The following is a 23,054-nucleotide window of genomic DNA, read 5'->3' on the forward strand; positions in this document are numbered from 1 at the left end:
AAATAACAGCTATAAAAACGATTGCAAGTGTAAATAATAAAAAACATTTAGTGTAAATTAATATTTACACTAAGATTTTAATTAGTTATAAGATACAAATAGTTCTAAACCGCGTCTCACACATACAAAAAAGACGATATTTCTCATATCGCCTCCTTAAAACTTATAGAGTGTTTATTTATCACCCAGCGTTTAGCATTCGCTTAATTTGTTCTGAAGCCTCTTTCCATCGGCTATCCGAATGAAGAGTTGGTAAATCAAAGTTGCGTTTTTTAAGCAATGAGTTAGCTAAAGACACCTCTTGAATAGCTAAGTGATCAAGAGCTTCAATTTGTGCATTTCGTTTATTACACATCAACACCATGTCACAACCCGCATTCAAAGCAGCCTTCGCTCTGTCGGCGGGTCCACCCATAATTGCCGCCCCTTCCATAGTTAAGTCATCAGAGAAAATGAGCCCTTTGAACCCTAACTGCTGCTTAAGTACAGTCTGAAGCCAGTATTTAGAACCACTAGCTGGCTGGCTATCGTAATTGGGATAAATCACATGCGCTGGCATCATTGCATCAAGAATGCCAGCTTCAATTTGAGCCTTAAAGATAGCCATATCAGTTTCAAAAATATCATGGCGCTCGTCATAAGGGGTTTCTAAATGGGAATCAGCAATCACACCACCGTGCCCAGGGAAGTGTTTACCCGTTGTTGCCATTCCAACTGACTTCATGCCCGATATGAATGCACTGCTATAGCGAACAATAGTCTCAATATTATCGCCGAAAGCACGGTTTCCTATCGCTTTACACTCATGACCTTTATCCAAAACAGGCGCGAAGCTTAAATCAATATCGTGAGCAATCAGCTCAGCCGCCATTAGCCAGCCAGCTTGCTCCGCTAATTCTTCACCATTTTTATGTTTCGCAAATTCTTGAGCAGCAGGAATGATAGAAAACCCGTCACGAAAACGCTGAACTCTTCCGCCTTCTTGGTCAACACCAATTAAAATAGGACGCTTAGCCGCTTTTCTTACAGCGGTATTCAAGGCTAGAAGCTGCTCACTATCATAATAGTTACGAGCAAATAATATGACACCACCTACGGTTGGATGCTCCAAAACTTCTTTATCTTCTGCCGTCAATTCATAACCTGCGACATCGAGCCATAACGGTCCCATATTTATCCCTTACTAAGCCTAAAATTCATAAACTTATCGAGATTATTCCCTTTGATTTTGCATTACAATGTTTTTAACCCAATGTCGGAAGAGTTTAGGAATGAAACAGAGAGAGCTTTATATTGGTGTGATGTCTGGCACTAGCATGGATGGAGTCGACACAGCATTAGTCAACATTAATGGCAATAAAATTTCCCTTATTGCCCATGGTGACTACCCAATGCCTAATAGTCTTAAACAAAGCTTATTCAATGTTTGTATTGGTCAAGCTACAGATTTAAAAACCATTGGTGAAATAGACCACCAGCTTGGTCACCTCTTTGCTGATGCCGTATTAGATTTACTCAAAAGGTCTGGCTACTCTGCAAAAGATATCACTGCGGTAGGTAACCATGGTCAAACGGTTTTTCATCAACCTACAGGCTCTTCTCCCTTTACTATGCAGTTAGGTGATGCCAACGTCATTGCGACCAAAACAGGTATTCAAACGATTGCTGACTTTAGACGAAAAGATATGGCGTTAGGCGGGCAAGGTGCACCTTTAGTCCCTGCATTTCATCACACGATATTCAAAGCAAGCTCTAGCTCAGTTATCGTCCTAAATATTGGTGGCATTGCCAACATTTCCGTTCTGCGACCAAATCACCCAGTACTTGGCTATGACACCGGACCTGGCAACATGCTCATGGACGCTTGGGTTGATAAACACCTCAACCAGAAGTTCGATCGTGATGCACAATTTGCTAAGCAAGGATCTACTCACGAACCATTATTAGAACAACTACTAAGTAACGCTTATTTCGAGCAACGTCCTCCAAAAAGTACTGGGCGAGAACTATTTAATTTACCTTGGCTCGAAAAACAGTTATCTCAATTTACCCATTTATCACCTGAAGATGTTCAATGTACACTTTGTGAATTTACCGCAACCACAATAGCAAACGAAGTTAACCGCTATCACTTGGGCACCGAACCTGAATTACTGGTTTGTGGCGGTGGCGCCTGTAACCCACTCATCATGGAAAGGCTTACTCGATTACTCCCTAATTGGAATGTTGCCTCCACAGATTCAAAAGGTGTCAGCGCTGATTATATGGAAGCAATGGCTTTCGCATGGCTTGCCCAACGACGAATTCATAACTTACCTAGTAATTTACCTGAAGTGACTGGGGCGAGTAAGCTCGCCTCTTTGGGTGTTTTATATTATGCAGACTGACCTCCCACAGCTGCTCGTAGACAATCTTTAAGGATACCTATGACCAACGACGCTTTAATTTCAGCCTTATCTCAACTCGTCTCTGAAGGACGAAACCCAGACACCATGGATATAGACCTTCTTTCATCACACGAGATAATTGAACGTATTAACCAGCAAGATAAACAAGTCCCTCTAGCTGTCGAAAAAGTTTTACCCGAAATCGCTCAAGCCGTAGATAAAATAACGGAAGCATTTAGAAAAGGTGCTCGACTTATTTATATGGGCGCAGGCACCAGTGGTCGTTTAGGGGTACTTGATGCATCTGAGTGCCCACCGACTTTTGGTGTTTCTGACCAAATGGTAGTGGGTCTTATTGCCGGTGGACCAGAGGCAATATTAAAAGCAAAAGAAGGAGCCGAAGATTCACCTGAACTTGGGGAAAACGACCTAAAAGACATTAATTTTACTGAAAATGATGTGTTAGTTGGGATTGCCGCAAGTGGTAGAACACCTTATGTTATTGGCGGTTTGGAGTATGCTAATGAGATCGGTGCCACTAGCATTGCCCTATCTTGTAACCCTGACTCTCCAATTGCTGACATTGCTAAAATCGCCATAAGCCCGGTAGTTGGTCCTGAAGCATTGACGGGCTCAACACGCTTAAAGTCAGGCACAGCGCAAAAATTGGTTCTCAACATGCTGACGACTGCGAGTATGATCAGAATAGGAAAAAGCTATCAGAACTTGATGGTGGATGTAAAAGCGACCAATGAAAAGCTGGTCGCTCGAGCGGCAAGAATTGTTATGCAAGCAACAGACTGTGAGAAGCATCAAGCCGTATCGACCTTAAGAGAAACCAACTACGAGGTTAAACTTGCGATCTTAATGATCTTAACTGATCTAGATTTAGCTACCGCAAAGCTACAACTTTCGAAACAGCAAGGTTTCCTACGTAAGGCTGTCGAGATCAATACTGAGCTTTAGATTTAGACCTCATTGAATATAGACCTCATTGAATATAGATCTCATTAAATGTAGGTCTCGTTAAAAACAAAACGCGCTTTGCATCTCTAATCGTCTTAAAGATAAAAAGCGCGTTAAGTTGAATGTACTCAACTAGATCTTAAAAAGAAAAACCTAGTTACTGTATTCAGTCCAACCACGTTGCCACTCCATACGGAACTGCTGAGCATGCTCGAAGCCTGCGCATACTCCTTCGTAATACTGACCTGACAGCCCAATTTGAAAGGCATGGTTCGGATCGCAAAACTCTTCTACACCTTGCTGATAACCCGTTTCATAACTCGCTTGATCAACACTGCCTAATGCTGATAACTCACTATATAGACGTTGAGGGTTTCCTTTCACACCGTCTCGATAACCTATTTCGACCCAGTCACCTTCATTTGCTAGATCTTGAAGGTTTGCCGTACAACCTGACAATGCAGCCATAGCCAATAAACACGTTGTTATTCTTTTCATTTCAATCCCTTACTTTTATAACTATAGGTTGCCACTAAAAGGCAATAATAACCAGTGAACGATTTAAATCCCTTTTAATCAGTAGTCATATTTGCATTGGTCTGAAGTGTTCCAACAAACTAAGCATTAGTGAAACTCTCGATATAGCAAAGCGTTAGATATTTGTAAAAGCTGGCAACCTAACAGATAGAACCACTTAAATAGATTAATAACCACTTAGACATTTTAATTAGCCACTCGCACTTATCCTAAACCACTCAAGCTTCCTCCAAACCACTTAATTCAGATAAGCACCACTAAACTCGCCATTCGACCACTCGCTTCAGTATCGCGTGAAGCTTCTATTTCCTTATTCTAGTATGCACTCTGACTTACTCATTCAACTCAGGGATAACACGTTATGATGTGGTTTCTAACTTGCGTAGCAGCTTTAATTGGTGGCTATTTTATTTACGGTACTTTTATCGAAAAGGTTTTCGGTATCAATGAAAACCGTAAAACCCCAGCAATTACCAAACAAGATGGCGTGGATTTCGTACCCATGTCGACACCTAAAGTATATTTAGTTCAATTACTTAACATCGCAGGTGTTGGACCAATATTTGGACCGATTATGGGGGCTTTATACGGTCCTGCCGCAATGTTATGGATTGTTCTAGGCTGTGTATTTGCAGGCGCAGTTCACGACTACTTCTCTGGCATGTTATCTATCCGTAATGGCGGAGCTTCAGTTCCTACTATCACTGGACGTTATTTAGGTAATGGCGCAAAACACTTTATGAATATCTTTGCCATTGTCCTACTTCTTCTTGTTGGGGTTGTTTTTGTTTCAGCACCTGCAGGTATGATTACTAACCTAGTCAATGACCAAACTGATTTCACCATGTCGATGTCTACAATGGTTGTGATTATCTTTGCCTACTACATCATCGCTACTGTTGTCCCTGTAGATAAGATTATTGGTCGTTTCTACCCACTGTTTGGCGCACTGCTGATTTTCATGTCTGTTGGATTAATCACTGCGATTGGCTTATCAGACGAGCACCAAATCATGGGTGGCTTTGAGATGAAAGACATGTTCACCAACATGAATCCAAATGACCTACCACTTTGGCCTGCACTATTCATCACTATTGCTTGTGGCGCTATATCAGGTTTCCACGCGACTCAGTCACCACTTATGGCGCGTTGTATGGAAAATGAAAAGAACGGCCGTTTCGTTTTCTACGGTGCAATGATTGGTGAGGGTATCATTGCTCTAATCTGGTGTGCACTTGCTCTATCGTTCTTCGGTTCAGTTGAGTCTCTGTCTGACGCGATTGCAAATGGTGGTCCGGGTAACGTGGTATACAGCGCTTCATTTGGTTTGCTGGGTGTATTTGGTGGTATCCTTGCTTTCCTTGGCGTGGTTATTCTACCAATCACTTCTGGTGACACAGCTTTCCGTTCAAGCCGTCTTATCCTTGCTGAATACTTCAACATGGAACAGAAAACTCTTCGTAACCGCCTACTAATGGCATTACCTCTGTTTGTTCTAGGTGGCATTTTGACTCAAGTAGATTTCGGTATTATCTGGCGCTACTTTGGTTTTGCTAACCAATCAACCGCAGTCATGATGCTGTGGACAGCATCCGCATACCTACTACGCCATAATAAATTGCACTGGATAACAACCGTTCCAGCTATTTTCATGACAACAGTATGTATCACCTTTATTTTAAGTAACAGCCAACTTGGCTTTGGCTTACCAATGCAATTATCGACTATTGTCGGCGTTGTATCTGCACTATTGATTACCGCTTATGTCATCAAGATTTCCAAAGGGAAAGGCGAACGTGACTACGCAAATGAACAAGATGAATCAGCTGATGAAAATAAAGCAGTCACTAAAACTGCATAGAGACAATGATCTCAACAATCACAGCAGCTTCAATAATAAGTAACACCTTTGCTTGCAACTTGGGTTTATCTAAAGCTTAAGTAAACCCTTCTAAGCCCATCATATGATGGGCTTAGTTTTTCCTAACTAAAAACAAGGCATTGCTAAAGCAACAAATAAGAATAGAAATAGGCATGGAAAACCACCATGACCTGCACTAGGGTTAAATAGATAACGATAAAAACCAAACGCCTAAATATTCTAGTGCTAGGAGAAAAACATGGAAGATTTTTCATTTTTTAAGTTATTTGATACCTCTGAATTATTCATTTTCTACTGATCTTTCAGTGCTCTACAAATGAATTAAACAGTGGGTTAAAACACTGAGACGGTAGTGATTAAAGTTAGGTCATAACATCTGTTTTCTACCTAACTTTAATCATTACCTACGCCAAGGTTAAGCCTTTCCATCTAATCCCTTATTTGTTTTGTTTAATACTAATCAATCACTTAAACTTATAACATCTGATCTTTAAGGGTTTGTAATGGAACTGGTTCTCTCCTTACTTCAACAAATGTGCGTCTACTTAGTACTTGCTTACATGCTAAGTAAAACGCCAATTTTCCTTCCTTTACTCAATGTTTCTTCTCGACTAAGACATAAGTTCAGTCTCTACGTCGTATTCTCATTATTTTGTATCATGGGTACGTATTTTGGCTTGCAAATCAATGACGCCATTGCTAATACACGAGCGATTGGAGCGGTCATGGGCGGGTTATTTGGAGGGCCTGTAGTTGGCTTCGCCGTTGGGCTAACAGGAGGAATTCATCGATATTCATTAGGGGGATTTACCGACCTTGCTTGTGCTATTTCTACCACCGCCGAAGGTCTAATTGGCGGGCTACTTCATATTTATTTAGTTCGCAGGAATAAAACGGAGCAACTATTTAACCCTATGGTTGTTTTCTCAATCACATTGTTTGCCGAAATTATCCAAATGCTCGTCTTACTGATCGTTGCCAAGCCTTTTGCTCAGTCTTACGCGCTTGTTTCTGATATTGCTGCGCCAATGATTATCGCAAACTCATGTGGTGCTGCACTCTTTATGAGCATTATCCAAGATAAAAAAACCATTTTTGAGAAGTATTCTGCGACCTTCTCTCGCCGAGCTTTGACCATTGCAGAACGTTCTGTGGGGATACTACATGGTGGGTTTAATTCAAAAAACGCAGAGCAAATTGTTCGTATTGTCTATGAGGAAACCAATGTTGGTGCAGTCGCCATTACCGATAGAGAGAAAATTTTAGCTTTTGTAGGCATTGGCGATGAACACCATAAACCCAATACGCCAATTTCTTCGCATTCCACCCTCGAAGCAATGAATAAAAACGATATTATTTATCTGGATGGTAAAGATACTCCATACCAATGCTCCTTATCCGTCAACTGTAAATTAGGATCTGCACTCATTATTCCATTACGTTCAGGTGATGAGGTGGTCGGCACAATAAAGCTGTACGAGCCTAAGCTAAAGTTATTTTCTACCATCAACATGTCTATGGCTGAAGGTATTGCCCAACTGCTTTCAAGCCAACTGCTTTTTAGTAATTATCAGCAACAGCAAACCTTACTTACTCAAGCCGAAATAAAACTTTTACACGCACAGGTAAACCCACATTTTTTGTTCAATGCTTTGAATACCATTAGTGCAGTTACAAGAAAAGATCCGGATACAGCGCGAGGATTAATACAGCACCTTTCTCAATTTTTCCGCAGTAATCTCAAGCAAAACATCAGCTCGGTAACAGTCAAAGATGAACTTGCTCACGTCAATTCCTACCTTACGATTGAGAAAGCTCGCTTTACTGATCGGCTTGAAATTATTTGGGAGATAGACCCGAGTTTATATGACTTGAAGATTCCAAGCTTCACTTTGCAACCTTTGGTTGAAAACGCCATTAAACATGGGATATCGAACTTACTCGAAGGTGGATGCATTCGAATATACAGCCAAGAAACTGCTCATGGTTTTAAAATTACAGTCGAAGACAATGCTGGTAATTACCAAGATCCCGAGGATAACCATCAAGGGCTAGGCATGGAAATTGTAGATAAGCGACTCACTCATCTATTTGGCGCTCAATCTTCATTAAAAATAGAATGTATTCCACAGCAATTTACCCGAATGAGCTTTATGATCCCTAAGCAAGATCATTTCCAATCACATACTCATAATCAGGTTTAGAAATGTCACAAGGAACGAGACTTTTACAAGCGAAGATAGCTTTACACGGCACGCTTATTCTTAAGGAGCAAGTATGTTGAAGGCATTAGTCATCGACGACGAACAGTTTGCACGAGAGGAGTTAACGGAGCTTCTTCTTGAAACTGGCGGTGTGGAAGTGATTGGCTCAGCAAGTAATGCGATTGAAGGTTTGAAGAAAATAAACCAACTCAAGCCCGATGTGGTTTATCTTGATATTCAAATGCCACAGGTCACTGGAATTGAATTACTTAGCATGCTCGACCCTGATTCTATGCCTTACGTTGTTTTTGTTACTGCCTACGATCAATATGCGATTCAAGCTTTTGAAGACAATGCTTTTGATTACTTGCTTAAACCCGTAGAACCACAGCGCCTGAAAAAAAGCGTGACTAGATTAAGTAAGGTGCACAACCAAGGGCTCACTCTACCAGTGCAAAGTGTTAATGAAATCGCACCTGAAAATTTAGAGCAAATTCCCTGTATTGGGCATAACAGAATTGTGATTATGTCGAGTAAATCAGTCGAGTGCGCTTACTCTGATATTAGTGGTGTTCATGTAAGAAGCTCAACACAAACTGCTTGCTCACAACTGACACTAAAGGTACTAGAGGAAAAAACTCATTTGATTCGCTGTCACAGGCAGTTTTTAGTGAATATACAATGGATTCAAGAAATAAAGCTTTTAGAGAATGGTTTGGCTGAAATCATCACTTCAACTGGCTTTGAGATCCCAGTGAGCCGGCGCTATTTGAAAGTATTAAAAGAGCAGTTAGGGATTCAATAGTGGGCGGGTAATTCAAACATTGTTCATAAGGCAAGTATGGACGAGTCATGGGATTTGAGTACGACTTACACTCAAACCCCATTTAGAATCGTTAGTCTATCTGTTTTATTTGTAACTCTTTAGGCACTTCGAAAAACATATTTTCTTCACGCCCTTGAATCTCTTCAATCCCCTCAGCACCTAACTCTCGAATACGATCAAGGATCTGATTCACAAGCTCTTCAGGAGCTGATGCACCGGCTGTAACACCTATCTTAACCTTGCCTTCGACCCATTCAGGTTTTATGTCTTCTGGGCAATCTGTTAGATAACCTGGCGTACCTAACTTTTCGGCTAATTCTTTTAGTCTTGTGGAGTTTGATGAGTTCTTAGAACCAACAACAATAACCACATCTACATCATTCGCCATTTCACGAACGGCATCTTGTCGGTTTTGTGTCGCGTAACAAATATCGTCTTTACGTGGACCTTGGATCTCAGGAAAAACACGGCGCAGCTCTTCGATCACATCAGCGGTTTCATCAACCGATAATGTCGTTTGGCTGACATAGTGCAAGTTGGACGCATCATTAACTATCAAATGTTGAACGTCTTCCGGTTTCTCTACCAAATACATACCACCTGACTTACTAGCGTATTGCCCCATAGTACCTTCAACTTCAGGGTGACCAGCATGACCAATCAATACCACTTCCATATCTTTGCGGCTTGCACGAGCCACTTCCATATGAACTTTCGTTACCAACGGGCAAGTCGCATCAAAAACGGTAAGTTCGCGCTCTTTCGCTTCTTTGCGAACAGCTTGTGATACACCATGGGCAGAAAAGATCACGATATTATCATCAGGCACTTCACTGATTTCTTCAACAAAGATAGCACCACGCTGTTTTAACCCTTCAACAACAAAACGGTTATGAACCACTTCATGACGAACATAAATAGGCGGCTGATACATCTCAAGTGCACGTTCAACAATACTGATCGCACGATCAACACCGGCACAAAAGCCACGAGGGTTAGCTAACATTATTTTCATTTTATTGCTCAATTCATTGTCACTTTACATACCCATAGCTTAACGCAGAGGCTATAAGCTTAAAGCGGGGCTAAAATCGTTTCCATGGAGTTCGCGATTAGCGAAGCATGCATTCTACAGTGAAGCTCAAAAACAGTGAAGCGCTTGGTTAGGATCGACTGTAAGGTGCTATGTCTATCCGAAGGCAAGGCTAGAACCTCTTAGCCTTGCCAATCAATCTCTATTCAACTTCTAAAATATCTACGTCGAAAGTAACATCTTGTCCCGCGAGGGGGTGATTAAAATCAACCGTCACCGAGTCACCAGCGATTTCAGTAATAATACCTGGAATTTCCATACCGTCAGGACCTGAAAACGCCATGATAGTACCGACTTCAACTTCTGCATCACCAACGAATTTCGCACGATCCATATGATGAATATGGTCAGGGTTCGGCATACCAAACGCATCTTCTGCTTTTAATTCAATCGACTTTTTTGTACCAGCTTCTAAGCCGATCAAGCATTGCTCAAAATTCTCACTCAGGCTTCCATCACCCATAATAAATTTCGCTGGCTTGCCCATATTCTGAGTACTATCGGCAACAGATCCATCTTGCATTTTGATCGTAAAATGTAGAGTTACTGCTGAATCTTTTTTAATTGCTACCACGTGACTTTCCTTAGATTTCTTTATTATTGGAAGAACAGTTTTATTTGATTGTCTTATCCTGTGCAGCATAAACAAAAAGCGCTGTTGGAATCAACCGACAGCGCTTAGGGCTATTCTAATCTGTGAGTCATAGACTGACTTCAGAGCAGCTTATTTACTTTCATCTTTCTTGCGAAAACCATCTAATATAATCATCGCAGCGCCGATACAGATCCCCATATCCGCTAAGTTAAACGCAGGCCAGTGGTATGCGCCCCAGTAGAAGTCTAGGTAATCCACTACAAAGCCATGCACAACACGGTCAAATACATTACCAACCGCACCGCCAATGATGATTGCATAAGCGATGTTGTTCCACTTCTCCGATGCTGGAAGCTTACTCATCCAGTAAGTCAGCATGCCTGTTACCACAAAAGCGATACCGGTAAATAGCCAACGCTGCCATCCGCCTTGATCGCTTAAGAAGCTAAAAGCAGCACCGTAATTATGAACATACAGTAAGTTAAAAAACGGTAGGATCTCAATGCGATTTGCCCAGCCGTATCCCATATTATCCATAACAACTAACTTAATGGCGATATCAGCAATAAAGACTAGCAGAGCTAACCATAACCAACGTACACCAGATTGTTTTAATGTTAGTGATTGTTCACTCATACCTTTTCCTAAAACCTAAAAATAACCCCAGTAGATACTGGGGCTATAATATTTCTAAAAAGTTCAGTTGCTTGCTAGCAAATTATGCGTATTTACGCACTTCACCTTCACCATCGACGTTTGTCACACAACGACCACATACTTTTTCGTGACCTTCAATTGTGCCTACATCTGGAGTATGGTGCCAACAACGGTCACACTTCTCAGCTTCTGTTGCGGCTACTTCAACAAATAGACCTTCAACGTCCGTTGCTTGAGCAGTATCAGACTTCTCGCTAAGTGGCTTAACAACAGCTGCAGAAGTAATCAGTACGAAACGTAACTCATCTTCTAGTTTGTTGATTTTCGCCGCTAGTGCGTCGTCAGCGTACAGAGTTACTTCAGCCTGCAGTGCGCCACCGATTGTTTTTTCTTTACGCGCGTCTTCAAGAAGCTTGTTCACTGCGCCACGAACTGACTGGATTTCAGCCCAGAATTCGTTGCTTAGTTCTTCACCTTCTGCAAGACCGAATAGATCTTCGAACCATTCACCAGTGAATACGAACGTATCGCGCTGCTCTCCAGTTGGTAAAGAGCTTGGCATTTCGTTCCAGATTTCATCAGCTGTGAATGACATGATAGGTGCCATCCAACGAACTAGTGCTTCTACGATGTAGTAAAGCGCAGTTTGACAGCTACGTTGAGCATGGCTGCCCTGCTTCGCTGTGTACTGACGGTCTTTAATTACGTCAAGGTAGAAAGAACCCATTTCGATAGAACAGAACTGCATTAGACGCTGAGTCACACCGTGAGTGTTGTACTCGCCGTATGCTTTAACAATCTCTTCTTGTGCAGCTTGAGCACGGCCTACAGCCCAACGATCAAGTGCTACCATTTCATCAGCAGGAACCAGATCAGTTGCAGGATTGAAACCGTTTAAGTTCGCAAGGAAGAAACGAGCTGTGTTACGAATACGGCGGTAAGCATCAGCTGAACGCTTAAGGATCTCGTCAGAAACCGCGACTTCGTTCGTGTAGTCCGTAGAAGCAACCCATAGACGCAGAATATCCGCACCTAGCTTATTAGTTACATCTTTAGGAGCAACAACATTACCGATAGATTTAGACATCTTACGGCCGTTACCATCAACCACGAAACCGTGCGTTAGCACTTGCTTGTATGGCGCTTCGTCTTTCATCGCGATAGATGAAATTAGAGAAGACTGGAACCAACCACGGTGTTGGTCAGAACCTTCAAGGTATAGGTCAGCACTGTGCGTTCTTTCTTCATTCGGGAAGTTGTACTCTTCACGAGAATCCACAACCGAGAAGTGCGTAACACCAGAGTCAAACCATACGTCTAGCGTATCCATTACTTTTTCGTACTTATCAGCGTCTTCAGCGCTCATAAGTTCAGCAGCATCTACATCCCACCAAGCTTGGATACCTTTCTCTTCAACAAGCTTTGCTACTTTTTCAATAAGAGCTGGGCTTTCTGGGTGAAGTTCTGACGTTTCTTTATGAACGAACAGAGCAATTGGCACACCCCAAGTACGTTGACGAGAGATACACCATTCAGGGCGACCTTCGATCATACCTTCGATACGGCTTTGACCCCACTCAGGCATCCACTCAACATTCTTCGTTGACTCTAGTGCTTTAGCACGTAAACCAGCTTGATCCATAGAGATGAACCATTGTGGTGTTGCACGGAAGATGATTGGAGTTTTGTGTCTCCAACAATGTGGGTAGCTGTGCTCGTAAGCGTGGTGGTGCAGCAATGCACCTTTCTCTTTTAGAACTTCTAAAACAGAGTCGTTCGCTTTGAATACGTGCTGACCAGCAAATAGCTCAGTGTCTGGCAGGTAAACGCCGTTAGAACCTACTGGGTTAGCGATTTCTAGGTTGTACTTTTTACCAACCACGAAATCTTCTTGACCGTGACCCGGAGCAGTGTGAACCACACCAGTACCAGAATCTGTTGTAACGTGGTCGCCAAGAACAGCAGGAACCGTGAAGTCGTAGAACGGGTGATTAAACTGAGAAAGCTCAAGATCAGCACCAGTAGCAAAACCAAGGTTATGGAAACGCTCGATACCCGCACGGTCCATTACGTCTTTTGCTAGTTCAGAAGCAACAACGATACGTTGGGCTGGCTGTTCGCCATTCGCTTCAACTTGAATAAGTACGTATTCTAGATCATCACGTAGACATACTGCGCGGTTTGCAGGCAAAGTCCATGGTGTTGTCGTCCAGATAACGATAGAGATTTCGCCTTGTCCAGCGTGTCCTTCAGCTAGAGTAAACTTCTCTAGAAGCGCAGCTTCGTCAGCTGCAGAAAATTTCACATCGATAGATGGAGAAACTTTATCTTTGTATTCAACTTCAGCTTCAGCTAGAGCAGAACCACAGTCAGTACACCAGTGAACAGGTTTGAAACCTTTAAGAAGGTGACCTTTGTCTGCAATTTTGCCTAGAGAACGAATGATGTTCGCTTCAGTGCCAAAATCCATAGTGCGGTAAGGTTTGTCCCACTCGCCCATGATACCAAGACGCTTGAAGCTCTCTTTCTGACCTTCAACTTGACCTGCTGCGTACTTACGACACTCTTCGCGGAATTCAGCAGCAGAGATCTTCTGACCAGGCTTACCTTTCTTCTTCTCAACCATTAATTCAATTGGAAGACCATGACAGTCCCAACCTGGAATGTACGGTGCGTCAAAACCAGAAAGGGTCTTAGATTTAATAATAATGTCTTTAAGAATCTTGTTCAGCGCGTGACCAATATGAATATCGCCGTTCGCGTATGGAGGGCCATCATGTAGTACGAAAGACTTTTTACCTTTCTTTGCTTTACGGATTTCACCGTAAAGATCTTCTTTGTACCAACGTTTAAGCATTTCTGGCTCACGATTAGCCAGGTTGCCGCGCATTGGAAACCCTGTTTCAGGTAAGTTCAGGGTATCTTTATAATCACTCATCGATTCTTAATTCCGTCATATTGGGCGAGGTTAGACATTATTTTAACCAGTGGAATCATCCGGTTAATTCTTTAACTGAAGCAACAACACCCTTGCAGCTTCAGCATCTAATTCTATTTGATTTTTAAGTGCGTCAAATGATTCAAATTTCTTTTCATCACGCAATTTATGTAAAAGTACTACTTCTAACTGTTTACCATATAAATTGGCTTTAAAGTCAAAAAAGTGTACTTCTAGTTGTTGCCTAATTCCATCAACTGTTGGTCTTTGCCCTATGTTAGCCACTCCACCGACGGTCACCCCATCAAGATCGAGAACTTGCACAACATAGACTCCAGATACAGGAGAGACACAGCGTTTAAGAGGAATATTAGCCGTAGGAAAACCTATCGTTCTTCCTAATTTACGACCATGAGAAACGCGACCACTGATACTGTAATCACGCCCTAGCATCGTAGCACTATTTGCAAAATCATCTGCAGCTAATGCATTTCGTATTTCCGTGCTACTCACGCGGCGTTTATCTAAACAATAGCTTTGGGTGCTCACCACCTCAAAACCATATTTTTCACCCGCTTGCTTTAACATAGCGAAATTACCGGTACGACCTTTACCAAAGCAGAAGTCGTCACCAACAACTAAAAACTTAACGCCAAGCTTATCGACAAGCAATTCTTTAATAAATGCTTCGGCGGATAAACTCGAAAAATACTGATTAAAATTCACACACAGCAATCGATTAATATCAAGTTTACTGAGCTGAACAAACTTATCTCGCAAGCGAGTCAGGCGCGCCGGCGCTTTATCCCTAGCAAAAAATTCCATAGGTTGCGGTTCAAATGTCATAACGACAGAAGGTAACGCTAACAAGTCAGCTTGACGCGATACTTGTTGTAAAACTTCCTGATGCCCTAAATGAACACCATCAAAGTTACCTATGGTTAATACACAGCTATGATGCTGTGCTTTAATATTGTGAATGCCTCGGATAAGTTCCATTATAACCAGCTAAAACCTGTAATTTTGCATCATTTATTGTGTGAAACCGACGGATTATATACTAATCAGCATTAATCTGTCGCGGCTTTTAAATGTTTTACTCGGACACCTAAAACAAGCACTGAAGCGATATAAGCTGCCGCACCAAAACCAATTAACGCAGCTAACATAAATGCTCGGTGAGCAAAGGTCCAAGATAGCCACTGCTGGGAGCTTTCTAGCTGCCATAATATTGCCGACACCATAACACCACCAGCTAACACCAATTTAGCACTGAATATTAAAGTGGTCTTAGTTAGCTGATAAACACCCGCTCGATGCAAGCCTCTGTAAAGTAATGCCATATTTACGAATGCTGAAAGTGCAGTGGCAATTGCTAACCCTACATAACCATAAAAATAAGCAAAGATAGCGTTGAACACCATATTAGTGGTCATGGCGATAATGCCGTATTTCACTGGCGTTTTTGTATCTTGTCGTGAGTAATATCCAGGGGCTAGTACCTTAATCAACATAAAGTTCAGCAGCCCAGAAGCATAAGCGACAAGAGACATTGAAGCTTGGTCTACATCATGTGGTGTAAATTCTCCTCGCATGAATAAAACCATCAACATTGGTTTAGCTAAGACTATCAGCCCCAACATTGCTGGAATTCCTAATAAAAGAACCATACGAACCCCCCAATCCATGGTGTGAGCAAAGCCATCACCTTGTGAATTAACGTGCTTACGGGATAGAGCAGGAAGAATCACGGTCGCAATTGCGATACCAAATAGACCAAGGGGGAATTCGAGTAATCTATCTGAGTAATAAAGCCAACTGATAGAGCCAGTTGCTAAGAAACTCGCGATGAATGTGTCAAACAACAGATTAATTTGACTGACAGATACACCAAATAAGGCTGGGATCATTAATGTGCGGATCTTTACAACCCCCGGATCTCGCCATCCCCATTTAGGCTTAACCAATACTCCAGCTTTGATAAGAAAGGGCATTTGGAAAAGAAATTGGACTAAGCCACCTAAAAATACGCCGATTGCTAAGCCAATTTCAGGCTGAGCAAGATTAGGAGAGATAAACCACGCACTGCCGATAATCATCACGTTCAAAAAAACAGGTGTAAATGACGAAACAGCAAATTTACCTAGGGTATTAAGAATGGCTCCAGACAAAGCAACAAAAGTGATAAACCATAAATAAGGAAAAGTAATTTTGAGCATAAAGCTCGCCAATTCAAACTTAGGAGCTGCCGGTCCATCATTAAGCCAATCAATAAACCACCCGGCTCCGAACATGGCAGTTATAATCCCAGATCCTAAAACACCAGCAATAGTCACAATGGAAACTAAGACACCTAAGGTACCTGACACTTTAGCAATCAAATCACGGGTTTTATCTTTATCACCTTTTGCATGGTATTCAGTTAATACAGGAACAAAAGCTTGAGAGAATGCCCCTTCGGCAAATAAGCGGCGCAAAAAATTGGGTATTTTATTTGCAAAGAAAAAGACATCGGCACTTGCTCCAGCCCCCATTAAATTGGCGACGACAACATCTCGTACAAGCCCTAACACTCGGGAGACAAACGTCATTGCACTGACGATCATGCCTGACTTTAACAGTCGTTTACTCACAAAAACCTCTGACACTGGTTGATTACTTTTAGGCAAGGATAAATACTATCCTATTCTTGAAGGTATATTTATTAGCATTGGTCTACAAATGCTGTTAGAATCCCCGCCATCTTAACCGCGATGACTCTTCCAATCCAAATATTGTTTGGCTTAGCTGGGTTTTTGCACAAATCATTTGACAATTAAGCGCTAATGAGGGATAGTCCTCGCCCTTAAATTGTCACCGAACTAAGTTTTTGGGAGTTAGACCCTTGGCAAACAGTAAATCTGCTAAGAAGCGCGCTATCCAAGCTGAGAAACGTCGCCAGCACAATGCTAGTCGTCGTTCTATGATGCGCACTTACATGAAAAAAACTATTGCAGCTATTGAAGCTGGCAATAAAGAAGCTGCAACTGCAGCTCTTGTAGAAGTTACACCACTTCTAGACCGTATGGCGGTTAAAGGCCTTATTCATAAGAATAAAGCTGCTCGTCATAAGTCTCGTTTCGCTGCTGCAATCAAAGCTCTTTAATTAGAACTGCGATTACAACGCTTAACGAAAAAACCGGCCTTGGCCGGTTTTTTTATATCTGAAATTTGAGTATCTCGCTTTTACCACCTGGTCTAAGCCATTAATTCGCACTTATAGCTTATTTCTATTTTTCTAATAGAGCCTGATGCAACTTTTAACCTTCAACTTCTTCACTTCAGAACTCGATACTTAGTTTTTATTTTCAGCTCGTTTCTTTACTCACAGTAGATGCTGTGTAGAAGTTCAATCATCGCCTTCACTTCACCACTACTCAAAGTGTAATAAACAGTTTGTGCTTCTTTACGCGTTTGGACTAAACCATCTCGGCGTAACCACGCTAAATGTTGAGATAGCGCAGATTGGCTTAATTCCAGCATCCCACACAGTTCACCAACAGATAGTTCAGAGTTGTGCAGTAAGCATAAAATTTGTAAACGTCGCTCATTAGCCATCGCTTTTAACAAAATCACCGCTTGAGATGAGTTTTGTTCCATATCTTTCAAGTTCATAAGCCGACTCCTATACAACTTCTGACATTCATAACCAGAAAATTCGATGTTACTAATACGATTTACTACTAATATACTTGGAATAATAATCCAAATTGATGTTTTTCCAAACTATTCATTTATAGATAAGGCTATTCAAACAACTTACTGAAATCAGCATCACACACATTTTTCACTGCCGGGTGCTGAATCATTCTTTCAGCAAATATGACGTAGTACTCTTCTTTAAACTCTTCAATATCACCAAGTAATTGTAAAGAGATGTCTTCTTCAAGTTCTGATATATAAACCGTTGGTGCCAATAAGATCACATCTGGATGATAACGAGCAAAAGCCTTCATCAATGCAACATCATCAAACTCACCAAGAATATCTGGCTTTAGCCCTTGCCTATCAAACCACTGTAATACCTTTCTGCCCATTGATGTTCGACTTCCAGGAATGAGCAATTTTTTTTGTTCTAATACTGCAGGAAAACTGACACCTTCGATGTCCCCAGAGCAGAAAAAGCTCATACCGCTTTCACCTAGCTTTTTACTGAATAACCCAGGGCTTTTCCCTGAATCAACAGGACAGTCAGATAAAATCATGTCTAGCTTATGCTGTGATAACTGTTCAAGTAGCAATTCATGAGTAGACTCAAAACAACGTAAATGGATTCGGCTGTCATCAGGAATGGTAGTCATTAATATTTTACTGACAAACCTTTTAGACAAAGCATCCGCTACGCCTACATCAAATAAAATATTGGAATGCTGACTATAGTTAACGATATCAAGCATCTCGTAGCTTAAGCCAAACATACGATCTGCATATTTGAAAACTAACTGACCGAGCTCTGTGGGTTCAACACTACGACCATTTCGCTTCGTTAATTTGCCATCCATTCTTTCTTCAAGCGCTTTAATCTGACCAGTTACTGTTTGAGGTGTTAAAAACAATGCTTCAGCAGCTTTAGTAACAGACCCTTGCTTGCAGACCATCCAAAAATAGTAAAGGTGGTTATAATTTAGGTGCGACATAGAGACTCAATTATCGTGGGATTCACCTCTATTTATATCAAATATGACACGCCCCCTCAAACAGTTCGTAAAAACCTACGCAAATGAACAATAACGATAGTTTTTCCTACATATCAATTTTCACATTGTCATATTAAAAATAAAAACCGAAAAAAAATTCAAATAATCGAGCTAGATCCCACCGAACAAAAACCAAAATAAAACCTTTAAAAACATATAGATACTAGCGTGTCATTTTATATTTACATATTTCACAGTTAAAACATCACGAAAAAAAAGAGACCTCATAAAAATGTAATATTACTGAAATATTTCCCCTCTAACATCACGCTCAGATTAACTCATAGACTTAACACAGACTCTTACAGTCAAATGGAGAATACATTATGAACCAAGCTACTACTGCAGCAGCGCCAATGGCGAGCACTACTCGCTGGCTACGCTGGGCTAACTTGGCATTCATGCTTTACCTACTACTACTTTCTGTTTCAATGGTAGGTACAGGCTTTAAATGGGCAACGGGCGAACAAGCAAAAGTTTTATTTGAATTTGCATCTCACCCTGTTGCTGGCTTAATGATCGGTTTAACCGCTACGGCTCTTATTCAATCATCAAGTACTGTTACTTCAATTATTGTTGGCTTAGTTGCTGGTGGTTTACCAGTTGAAGTCGCTATCCCTATGATTATGGGTGCTAACATTGGTACAACAGTAACTAATACGCTAGTTAGCCTTGGTCATGTACGTTGTAAAGATGAGTTTAAGCGTGCTTTTGCAAGTGCTACTATTCACGATTTCTTTAATCTCCTTGCCGTTGCCATCTTCTTACCAATAGAAATGATGTTTGGTATGTTAGAAAAGATTTCTCATTGGTTGGTTTCTCCAATGCTAGCAACTGGTGATATGAGCATTAAAGGCTTTAACTTCATCAAGCCTATTACTAAGCCTGTTGTGAGCGCGATTAAAGAGCCTCTATCAACATTTGGTGATACTGTCGGCGGCGTTATGCTGATTGTATTGGGTATCGCAACTATCTTCATCGCAATCACTGTGATGGGTAAACTTATGAAGAGTTTGATGGTTGGTCGTGCTCGTGAAATTCTAAAGAATGCAATTGGTCGTGGTCCACTTCACGGTATCGCTTCAGGTTCAATTGTAACGATTCTAGTACAGTCATCTTCTACAACGACAAGCTTAATGGTTCCACTTGTAGGTACGGGTGTCCTTAAGGTTCGTGATGTTTACCCGTTCACTCTTGGTGCTAACATCGGTACATGTATTACCGCTTTACTTGCAGCAACAGCCGTTTCCGGTGAGTTCGCAGTATTTGCACTCCAGATTGCCCTTGTTCACTTAGTGTTTAACTTGATGGCTACAGTATTTATCTATGGTATTCCGTTCCTACGTGAACTGCCGGTTAAGGGCGCAGATTTCATCTCTGACATGGCAGTAAAAAACAAAGCTGTTGTTGCTGGTTACTTAGCTGCAGTATTCATCGTAATGCCAGGTACTATTCTTGCTCTAACAGCATAGACATTACCTTTCATAAAATACGATATTAAATAAAAATCCCCGCTCTCATTGAGGCGGGGATTTTTGTATCCAAAGATAAAGTTTCAGATACAAAAAAGGTTGGCTATTTCTAGCCAACCTTTTCATTATTTCTTTATCTAAAGTTATCTATCGAAGATTACTTATCTCCTTTCCCATTTTTTCTCGCTTTAACAAAAGAACAACTAGGAAAGGTTAAACCGAAAATGGATACTTAATTGCATCATGGCATTCATAGCCTTCGACCCAAAAATCATCTAATGTCACCCAAGTTTCTAAATCTTCAAGTGACTTAATTTCAGGGTTAATATGAAAAGTAGGAGAAGCTAGCGGCTCTCTTTTCAACTGAATGTCTTTCATTGGCGCCAGTTGATCTTCATATATATGGGCATTCACAATTTTATGATAAGCCACGCCAGGCTTCTTACCTGTAATTTGAGCGATGATAGCCAAAAACACATAAACCTGAACCATATTGAAATTAAGTCCAAGTGGCACGTCACAAGAGCGCTGAGTGCTATTTAAATATAAAGTGTCACCCAATAAAGAAAAATGATGGCTATACATACACGGTCTTAAGCAACCCATGTGGAATTCACCTGGATTATAAAAATTAAGAATCTCCCCGCGGTCATCAACACCACGAGTCAAGTCATCCACAATTTTCTTCAATTGATCGATATGACCGCCATCAGGTTTAGCCCATGCTCGACCTTGAACACCGTAAACTCGCCCCATATCATCCTCACCTTTACGGTAAGGATTATTTAGCCAGGCGTCATTTAAGTTTGAATTGGCATCCCAAGTCTTGGTACCAAGCTTTCTGAAGTCTTCTGCATTATCGTAACCTCGGATGTAACCAAGGAGCTCTGCAACAGCCGCTTTCCAAAAACTTTTACGAGTTGTCACTAGCGGGAATTGATTCTGACCAACATTGTAGGTTAGATCGGCATTAACCACGGTAAGACAGCGCTTACCTGTCCGCTCATTTTCAATCCACACACCATCATCTACGATACGCTGACAAAGATCTAAATACTGCTTCACGATAACTTTCCTAACAAAAATGAATTCTACTGAACAACTTTACTGTTTGATTTGTATGCCCACGCCACCATCAACGCACCTAAGATCACCATTGGTAGCGATAATATTTGCCCCATAGAGATGAAGTCACCAAACAAACCAAGGTGGGCATCAGGCTCTCGTACATACTCAACAAGGAAGCGGAAAGAACCGTACCCCATCAAGAACAGACCAGAAACAGAACCTAACGGGCGAGGTTTACGAATAAACCAATTGAGGATTAAGAATAAAACAATACCTTCCAATGCCATCTCATACAACTGAGACGGATGTCGAGGTAAGGGTCCACCGTTAGGGAAAACAATACCCCATGGAACATCTGTTACACGTCCCCATAATTCACTGTTCATGAAATTACCTAGGCGTCCCATCCCTAAACCAAACGGAACTAAAGGTGCGATAAAATCAGCCACGCCAAAGAATGGTCGACCGTTCTTGCGTGCGTACCAGAACATTGCGCTAATAACACCTAGTAAACCACCGTGGAAAGACATACCACCGGTCCATACTTTGAACAGATATAGCGGGTCTTGCAAAAACAAATCAAAGTTGTAAAACAGAACGTAACCAACACGCCCACCAATTACTACTCCAAGAAAGCCAGCGAACAATAAGTCAGACACTTGCTCTCTCGTCCACCCACTATTCGGCTTATCAGCTCGGCGGTTCGCTAACCACATAGCAAACATAAAACCAACAAGGTACATCAACCCGTACCAACGAACAGCAATAGGACCTAGTTCGATAAGAACAGGATCAATATTTGGGAATTCAATAAACCCCTGAGACATACTCGACTCTCTATAACAATAAAATGAATAACAATGAATGAAACGCGCGGACTAAGAATACTGAAATGGGACTACAGCAACATAGCGCCAGCAATGAACATTAAAAATACAGCAAAGAATTTTTTTAAAACCGATGTCGGTAATTGAGTAGCAAGCTTTGCCCCTATGCGAGTTGTCAGCACAGAAGCACTCGCAACGGCAACTAAAGCAGGTAGGTACACATAGCCAACACTGTATTCAGGTAAATGTTCGACGGATGAACCATGCCAAACAAACCCAAGCATGCCTGATAAAGCAATCACACAACCGCACACTGAGGACGAACCCACAGCTTTACGCATCTCTATGCCATGATAATTTAAAAAAGGCACAGACAATGATCCACCACCGATTCCAGCTAGGCTTGAAATAACACCAATCCCACTACCATAGATGATGGTTTTAGCTGAACTTGGCATAGACTTTTGACTGGTCGAACGAATCGATAGCAGCATTTGCAGTGCAAGTAGCAACACAATGAAACCAAAAACTTTAGGAAGGTATTCCGTAGGGATGACATCTGCAATAAAAGACCCCATGAAGCCCCCTATCACGACCCCTGGCATCAACCACTTAATAACAAATATATCAACATTACCCAGCTTTAGATGATTTAAAGCGGATGAACCTGAAGTCACTATTATTGTGGCTAAAGAGGTTGCCAGTGCCATTTGCATAGCAATATCAGGGGATATCCCAGATTTCGGAAGGAGGAAAAGGAGAGCAGGAACAACAAGTAGCCCGCCACCAATACCCAGTAAACCTGCTAATACGCCAACTACCGCACCTAATACTACTAGCAAGCCTATTAGTTCATATGTCACGTT

The 23,054-nt window shown here is 41.5% G+C and carries 20 protein-coding genes; 7 read left to right on the top strand and 13 right to left on the bottom strand.

Annotation, left to right across the window (positions count from 1 at the left end; translation table 11 throughout):
• Positions 1 to 181: 181 nt before the first annotated feature.
• A complete protein-coding gene (nagZ, locus tag L4C37_RS07685; RefSeq protein WP_429768277.1) occupies positions 182 to 1,171 on the bottom strand; it encodes a beta-N-acetylhexosaminidase in 990 nt (329 codons plus the stop codon).
• A 100-nt stretch (positions 1,172 to 1,271) separates the two neighbouring features.
• On the opposite strand from nagZ, the gene L4C37_RS07690 reads away from it, so the two are divergent.
• Positions 1,272 to 2,387, top strand: a complete 1,116-nt coding sequence (locus L4C37_RS07690; RefSeq protein ID WP_429768278.1) for an anhydro-N-acetylmuramic acid kinase — start codon at positions 1,272 to 1,274, stop codon at positions 2,385 to 2,387.
• Positions 2,388 to 2,426: 39 nt separating this feature from the next.
• Positions 2,427 to 3,353, top strand: a complete 927-nt coding sequence (murQ, locus tag L4C37_RS07695; protein ID WP_137374566.1) for an N-acetylmuramic acid 6-phosphate etherase — start codon at positions 2,427 to 2,429, stop codon at positions 3,351 to 3,353.
• Positions 3,354 to 3,506: 153 nt separating this feature from the next.
• Here the strand turns inward: murQ and L4C37_RS07700 are convergent, their stop codons facing one another.
• Complete coding sequence (locus L4C37_RS07700; protein ID WP_137374565.1) at positions 3,507 to 3,851, bottom strand: DUF2799 domain-containing protein; 345 nt, start codon at positions 3,849 to 3,851, stop codon at positions 3,507 to 3,509.
• A 400-nt stretch (positions 3,852 to 4,251) separates the two neighbouring features.
• On the opposite strand from L4C37_RS07700, the gene L4C37_RS07705 reads away from it, so the two are divergent.
• From L4C37_RS07705 to btsR, 3 genes are all read left to right on the top strand, one after another.
• Complete coding sequence (locus L4C37_RS07705) at positions 4,252 to 5,751, top strand: carbon starvation CstA family protein (RefSeq protein WP_137374564.1); 1,500 nt, start codon at positions 4,252 to 4,254, stop codon at positions 5,749 to 5,751.
• A gap of 524 nt (positions 5,752 to 6,275) precedes the next feature.
• Entirely contained in the window at positions 6,276 to 7,976 is a 1,701-nt protein-coding gene (locus tag L4C37_RS07710; RefSeq protein WP_429768279.1) for a LytS/YhcK type 5TM receptor domain-containing protein, read from the top strand.
• Between the two features lie 73 nt (positions 7,977 to 8,049).
• Entirely contained in the window at positions 8,050 to 8,781 is a 732-nt protein-coding gene (gene btsR, locus L4C37_RS07715) for a two-component system response regulator BtsR (RefSeq protein WP_137374562.1), read from the top strand.
• Between the two features lie 91 nt (positions 8,782 to 8,872).
• Here the strand turns inward: btsR and ispH are convergent, their stop codons facing one another.
• The 6 genes from ispH to murJ all read right to left on the bottom strand — a co-directional run bounded on the left by ispH (position 8,873) and on the right by murJ (position 16,718).
• On the bottom strand, positions 8,873 to 9,817 hold the full coding sequence (ispH, locus tag L4C37_RS07720) for a 4-hydroxy-3-methylbut-2-enyl diphosphate reductase (RefSeq protein ID WP_429768280.1): 945 nt from the start codon (positions 9,815 to 9,817) through the stop codon (positions 8,873 to 8,875).
• Positions 9,818 to 10,037: 220 nt separating this feature from the next.
• Complete coding sequence (gene fkpB / locus L4C37_RS07725; RefSeq protein WP_137374560.1) at positions 10,038 to 10,469, bottom strand: FKBP-type peptidyl-prolyl cis-trans isomerase; 432 nt, start codon at positions 10,467 to 10,469, stop codon at positions 10,038 to 10,040.
• Between the two features lie 150 nt (positions 10,470 to 10,619).
• Positions 10,620 to 11,126, bottom strand: coding sequence for a signal peptidase II (gene lspA, locus L4C37_RS07730; protein ID WP_137374559.1), 507 nt, complete (start codon positions 11,124 to 11,126; stop codon positions 10,620 to 10,622).
• An 82-nt stretch (positions 11,127 to 11,208) separates the two neighbouring features.
• A complete protein-coding gene (ileS, locus tag L4C37_RS07735; protein WP_372267866.1) occupies positions 11,209 to 14,085 on the bottom strand; it encodes an isoleucine--tRNA ligase in 2,877 nt (958 codons plus the stop codon).
• 63 nt (positions 14,086 to 14,148) lie between these two features.
• Positions 14,149 to 15,084: a bifunctional riboflavin kinase/FAD synthetase gene (ribF, locus tag L4C37_RS07740; RefSeq protein ID WP_372267869.1), complete on the bottom strand. Its 936-nt coding sequence runs from the start codon at positions 15,082 to 15,084 to the stop codon at positions 14,149 to 14,151.
• A 71-nt stretch (positions 15,085 to 15,155) separates the two neighbouring features.
• The gene (gene murJ, locus L4C37_RS07745) at positions 15,156 to 16,718 is read right to left on the bottom strand and encodes a murein biosynthesis integral membrane protein MurJ (protein ID WP_429768281.1); all 1,563 of its coding nucleotides are present in this window, start codon (positions 16,716 to 16,718) and stop codon (positions 15,156 to 15,158) included.
• A 251-nt stretch (positions 16,719 to 16,969) separates the two neighbouring features.
• Between murJ and rpsT the strand changes: the two genes are divergently transcribed.
• Positions 16,970 to 17,230 carry a 30S ribosomal protein S20 gene (gene rpsT / locus L4C37_RS07750; RefSeq protein ID WP_137374555.1) on the top strand — a complete coding sequence of 87 codons (261 nt, stop codon included), beginning with the start codon at positions 16,970 to 16,972 and terminating at the stop codon, positions 17,228 to 17,230.
• A 215-nt stretch (positions 17,231 to 17,445) separates the two neighbouring features.
• Here the strand turns inward: rpsT and L4C37_RS07755 are convergent, their stop codons facing one another.
• Together L4C37_RS07755 and nhaR are read right to left on the bottom strand one after the other, a co-directional pair.
• Entirely contained in the window at positions 17,446 to 17,739 is a 294-nt protein-coding gene (locus L4C37_RS07755) for an ArsR/SmtB family transcription factor (protein WP_137374554.1), read from the bottom strand.
• 131 nt (positions 17,740 to 17,870) lie between these two features.
• The gene (nhaR, locus tag L4C37_RS07760) at positions 17,871 to 18,761 is read right to left on the bottom strand and encodes a transcriptional activator NhaR (RefSeq protein WP_273296150.1); all 891 of its coding nucleotides are present in this window, start codon (positions 18,759 to 18,761) and stop codon (positions 17,871 to 17,873) included.
• A gap of 386 nt (positions 18,762 to 19,147) precedes the next feature.
• Between nhaR and L4C37_RS07765 the strand changes: the two genes are divergently transcribed.
• Positions 19,148 to 20,293: a Na/Pi symporter gene (locus L4C37_RS07765; RefSeq protein WP_137374552.1), complete on the top strand. Its 1,146-nt coding sequence runs from the start codon at positions 19,148 to 19,150 to the stop codon at positions 20,291 to 20,293.
• A 213-nt stretch (positions 20,294 to 20,506) separates the two neighbouring features.
• Here the strand turns inward: L4C37_RS07765 and L4C37_RS07770 are convergent, their stop codons facing one another.
• From L4C37_RS07770 to L4C37_RS07780, 3 genes are all read right to left on the bottom strand, one after another.
• Positions 20,507 to 21,358, bottom strand: a complete 852-nt coding sequence (locus L4C37_RS07770) for a thymidylate synthase (RefSeq protein WP_429768283.1) — start codon at positions 21,356 to 21,358, stop codon at positions 20,507 to 20,509.
• Positions 21,359 to 21,384: 26 nt separating this feature from the next.
• Complete coding sequence (gene lgt, locus L4C37_RS07775; RefSeq protein ID WP_273296149.1) at positions 21,385 to 22,188, bottom strand: prolipoprotein diacylglyceryl transferase; 804 nt, start codon at positions 22,186 to 22,188, stop codon at positions 21,385 to 21,387.
• Positions 22,189 to 22,259: 71 nt separating this feature from the next.
• Positions 22,260 to 23,051, bottom strand: coding sequence for a sulfite exporter TauE/SafE family protein (locus tag L4C37_RS07780; RefSeq protein ID WP_137374549.1), 792 nt, complete (start codon positions 23,049 to 23,051; stop codon positions 22,260 to 22,262).
• Positions 23,052 to 23,054: the final 3 nt, after the last annotated feature.

Origin of the sequence: Vibrio kagoshimensis (assembly GCF_050337535.1) — a bacterium.
Lineage (GTDB): Bacteria > Pseudomonadota > Gammaproteobacteria > Enterobacterales > Vibrionaceae > Vibrio > Vibrio gallaecicus.

Excerpts from the sequence above, each read along its gene's own strand:
- nagZ (WP_429768277.1), bottom strand. The coding sequence starts at position 1,171 with ATGGGACCGTTATGGCTCGATGTCGCAGGTTATGAATTGACGGCAGAA.
- L4C37_RS07690 (WP_429768278.1), top strand. The coding sequence starts at position 1,272 with ATGAAACAGAGAGAGCTTTATATTGGTGTGATGTCTGGCACTAGCATG.
- murQ (WP_137374566.1), top strand. The coding sequence starts at position 2,427 with ATGACCAACGACGCTTTAATTTCAGCCTTATCTCAACTCGTCTCTGAA.
- L4C37_RS07700 (WP_137374565.1), bottom strand. The coding sequence starts at position 3,851 with ATGAAAAGAATAACAACGTGTTTATTGGCTATGGCTGCATTGTCAGGT.
- L4C37_RS07705 (WP_137374564.1), top strand. The coding sequence starts at position 4,252 with ATGATGTGGTTTCTAACTTGCGTAGCAGCTTTAATTGGTGGCTATTTT.
- L4C37_RS07710 (WP_429768279.1), top strand. The coding sequence starts at position 6,276 with ATGGAACTGGTTCTCTCCTTACTTCAACAAATGTGCGTCTACTTAGTA.
- btsR (WP_137374562.1), top strand. The coding sequence starts at position 8,050 with ATGTTGAAGGCATTAGTCATCGACGACGAACAGTTTGCACGAGAGGAG.
- ispH (WP_429768280.1), bottom strand. The coding sequence starts at position 9,817 with ATGAAAATAATGTTAGCTAACCCTCGTGGCTTTTGTGCCGGTGTTGAT.
- lspA (WP_137374559.1), bottom strand. The coding sequence starts at position 11,126 with ATGAGTGAACAATCACTAACATTAAAACAATCTGGTGTACGTTGGTTA.
- ileS (WP_372267866.1), bottom strand. The coding sequence starts at position 14,085 with ATGAGTGATTATAAAGATACCCTGAACTTACCTGAAACAGGGTTTCCA.
- ribF (WP_372267869.1), bottom strand. The coding sequence starts at position 15,084 with ATGGAACTTATCCGAGGCATTCACAATATTAAAGCACAGCATCATAGC.
- L4C37_RS07755 (WP_137374554.1), bottom strand. The coding sequence starts at position 17,739 with ATGAACTTGAAAGATATGGAACAAAACTCATCTCAAGCGGTGATTTTG.
- nhaR (WP_273296150.1), bottom strand. The coding sequence starts at position 18,761 with ATGTCGCACCTAAATTATAACCACCTTTACTATTTTTGGATGGTCTGC.
- L4C37_RS07765 (WP_137374552.1), top strand. The coding sequence starts at position 19,148 with ATGAACCAAGCTACTACTGCAGCAGCGCCAATGGCGAGCACTACTCGC.
- lgt (WP_273296149.1), bottom strand. The coding sequence starts at position 22,188 with ATGTCTCAGGGGTTTATTGAATTCCCAAATATTGATCCTGTTCTTATC.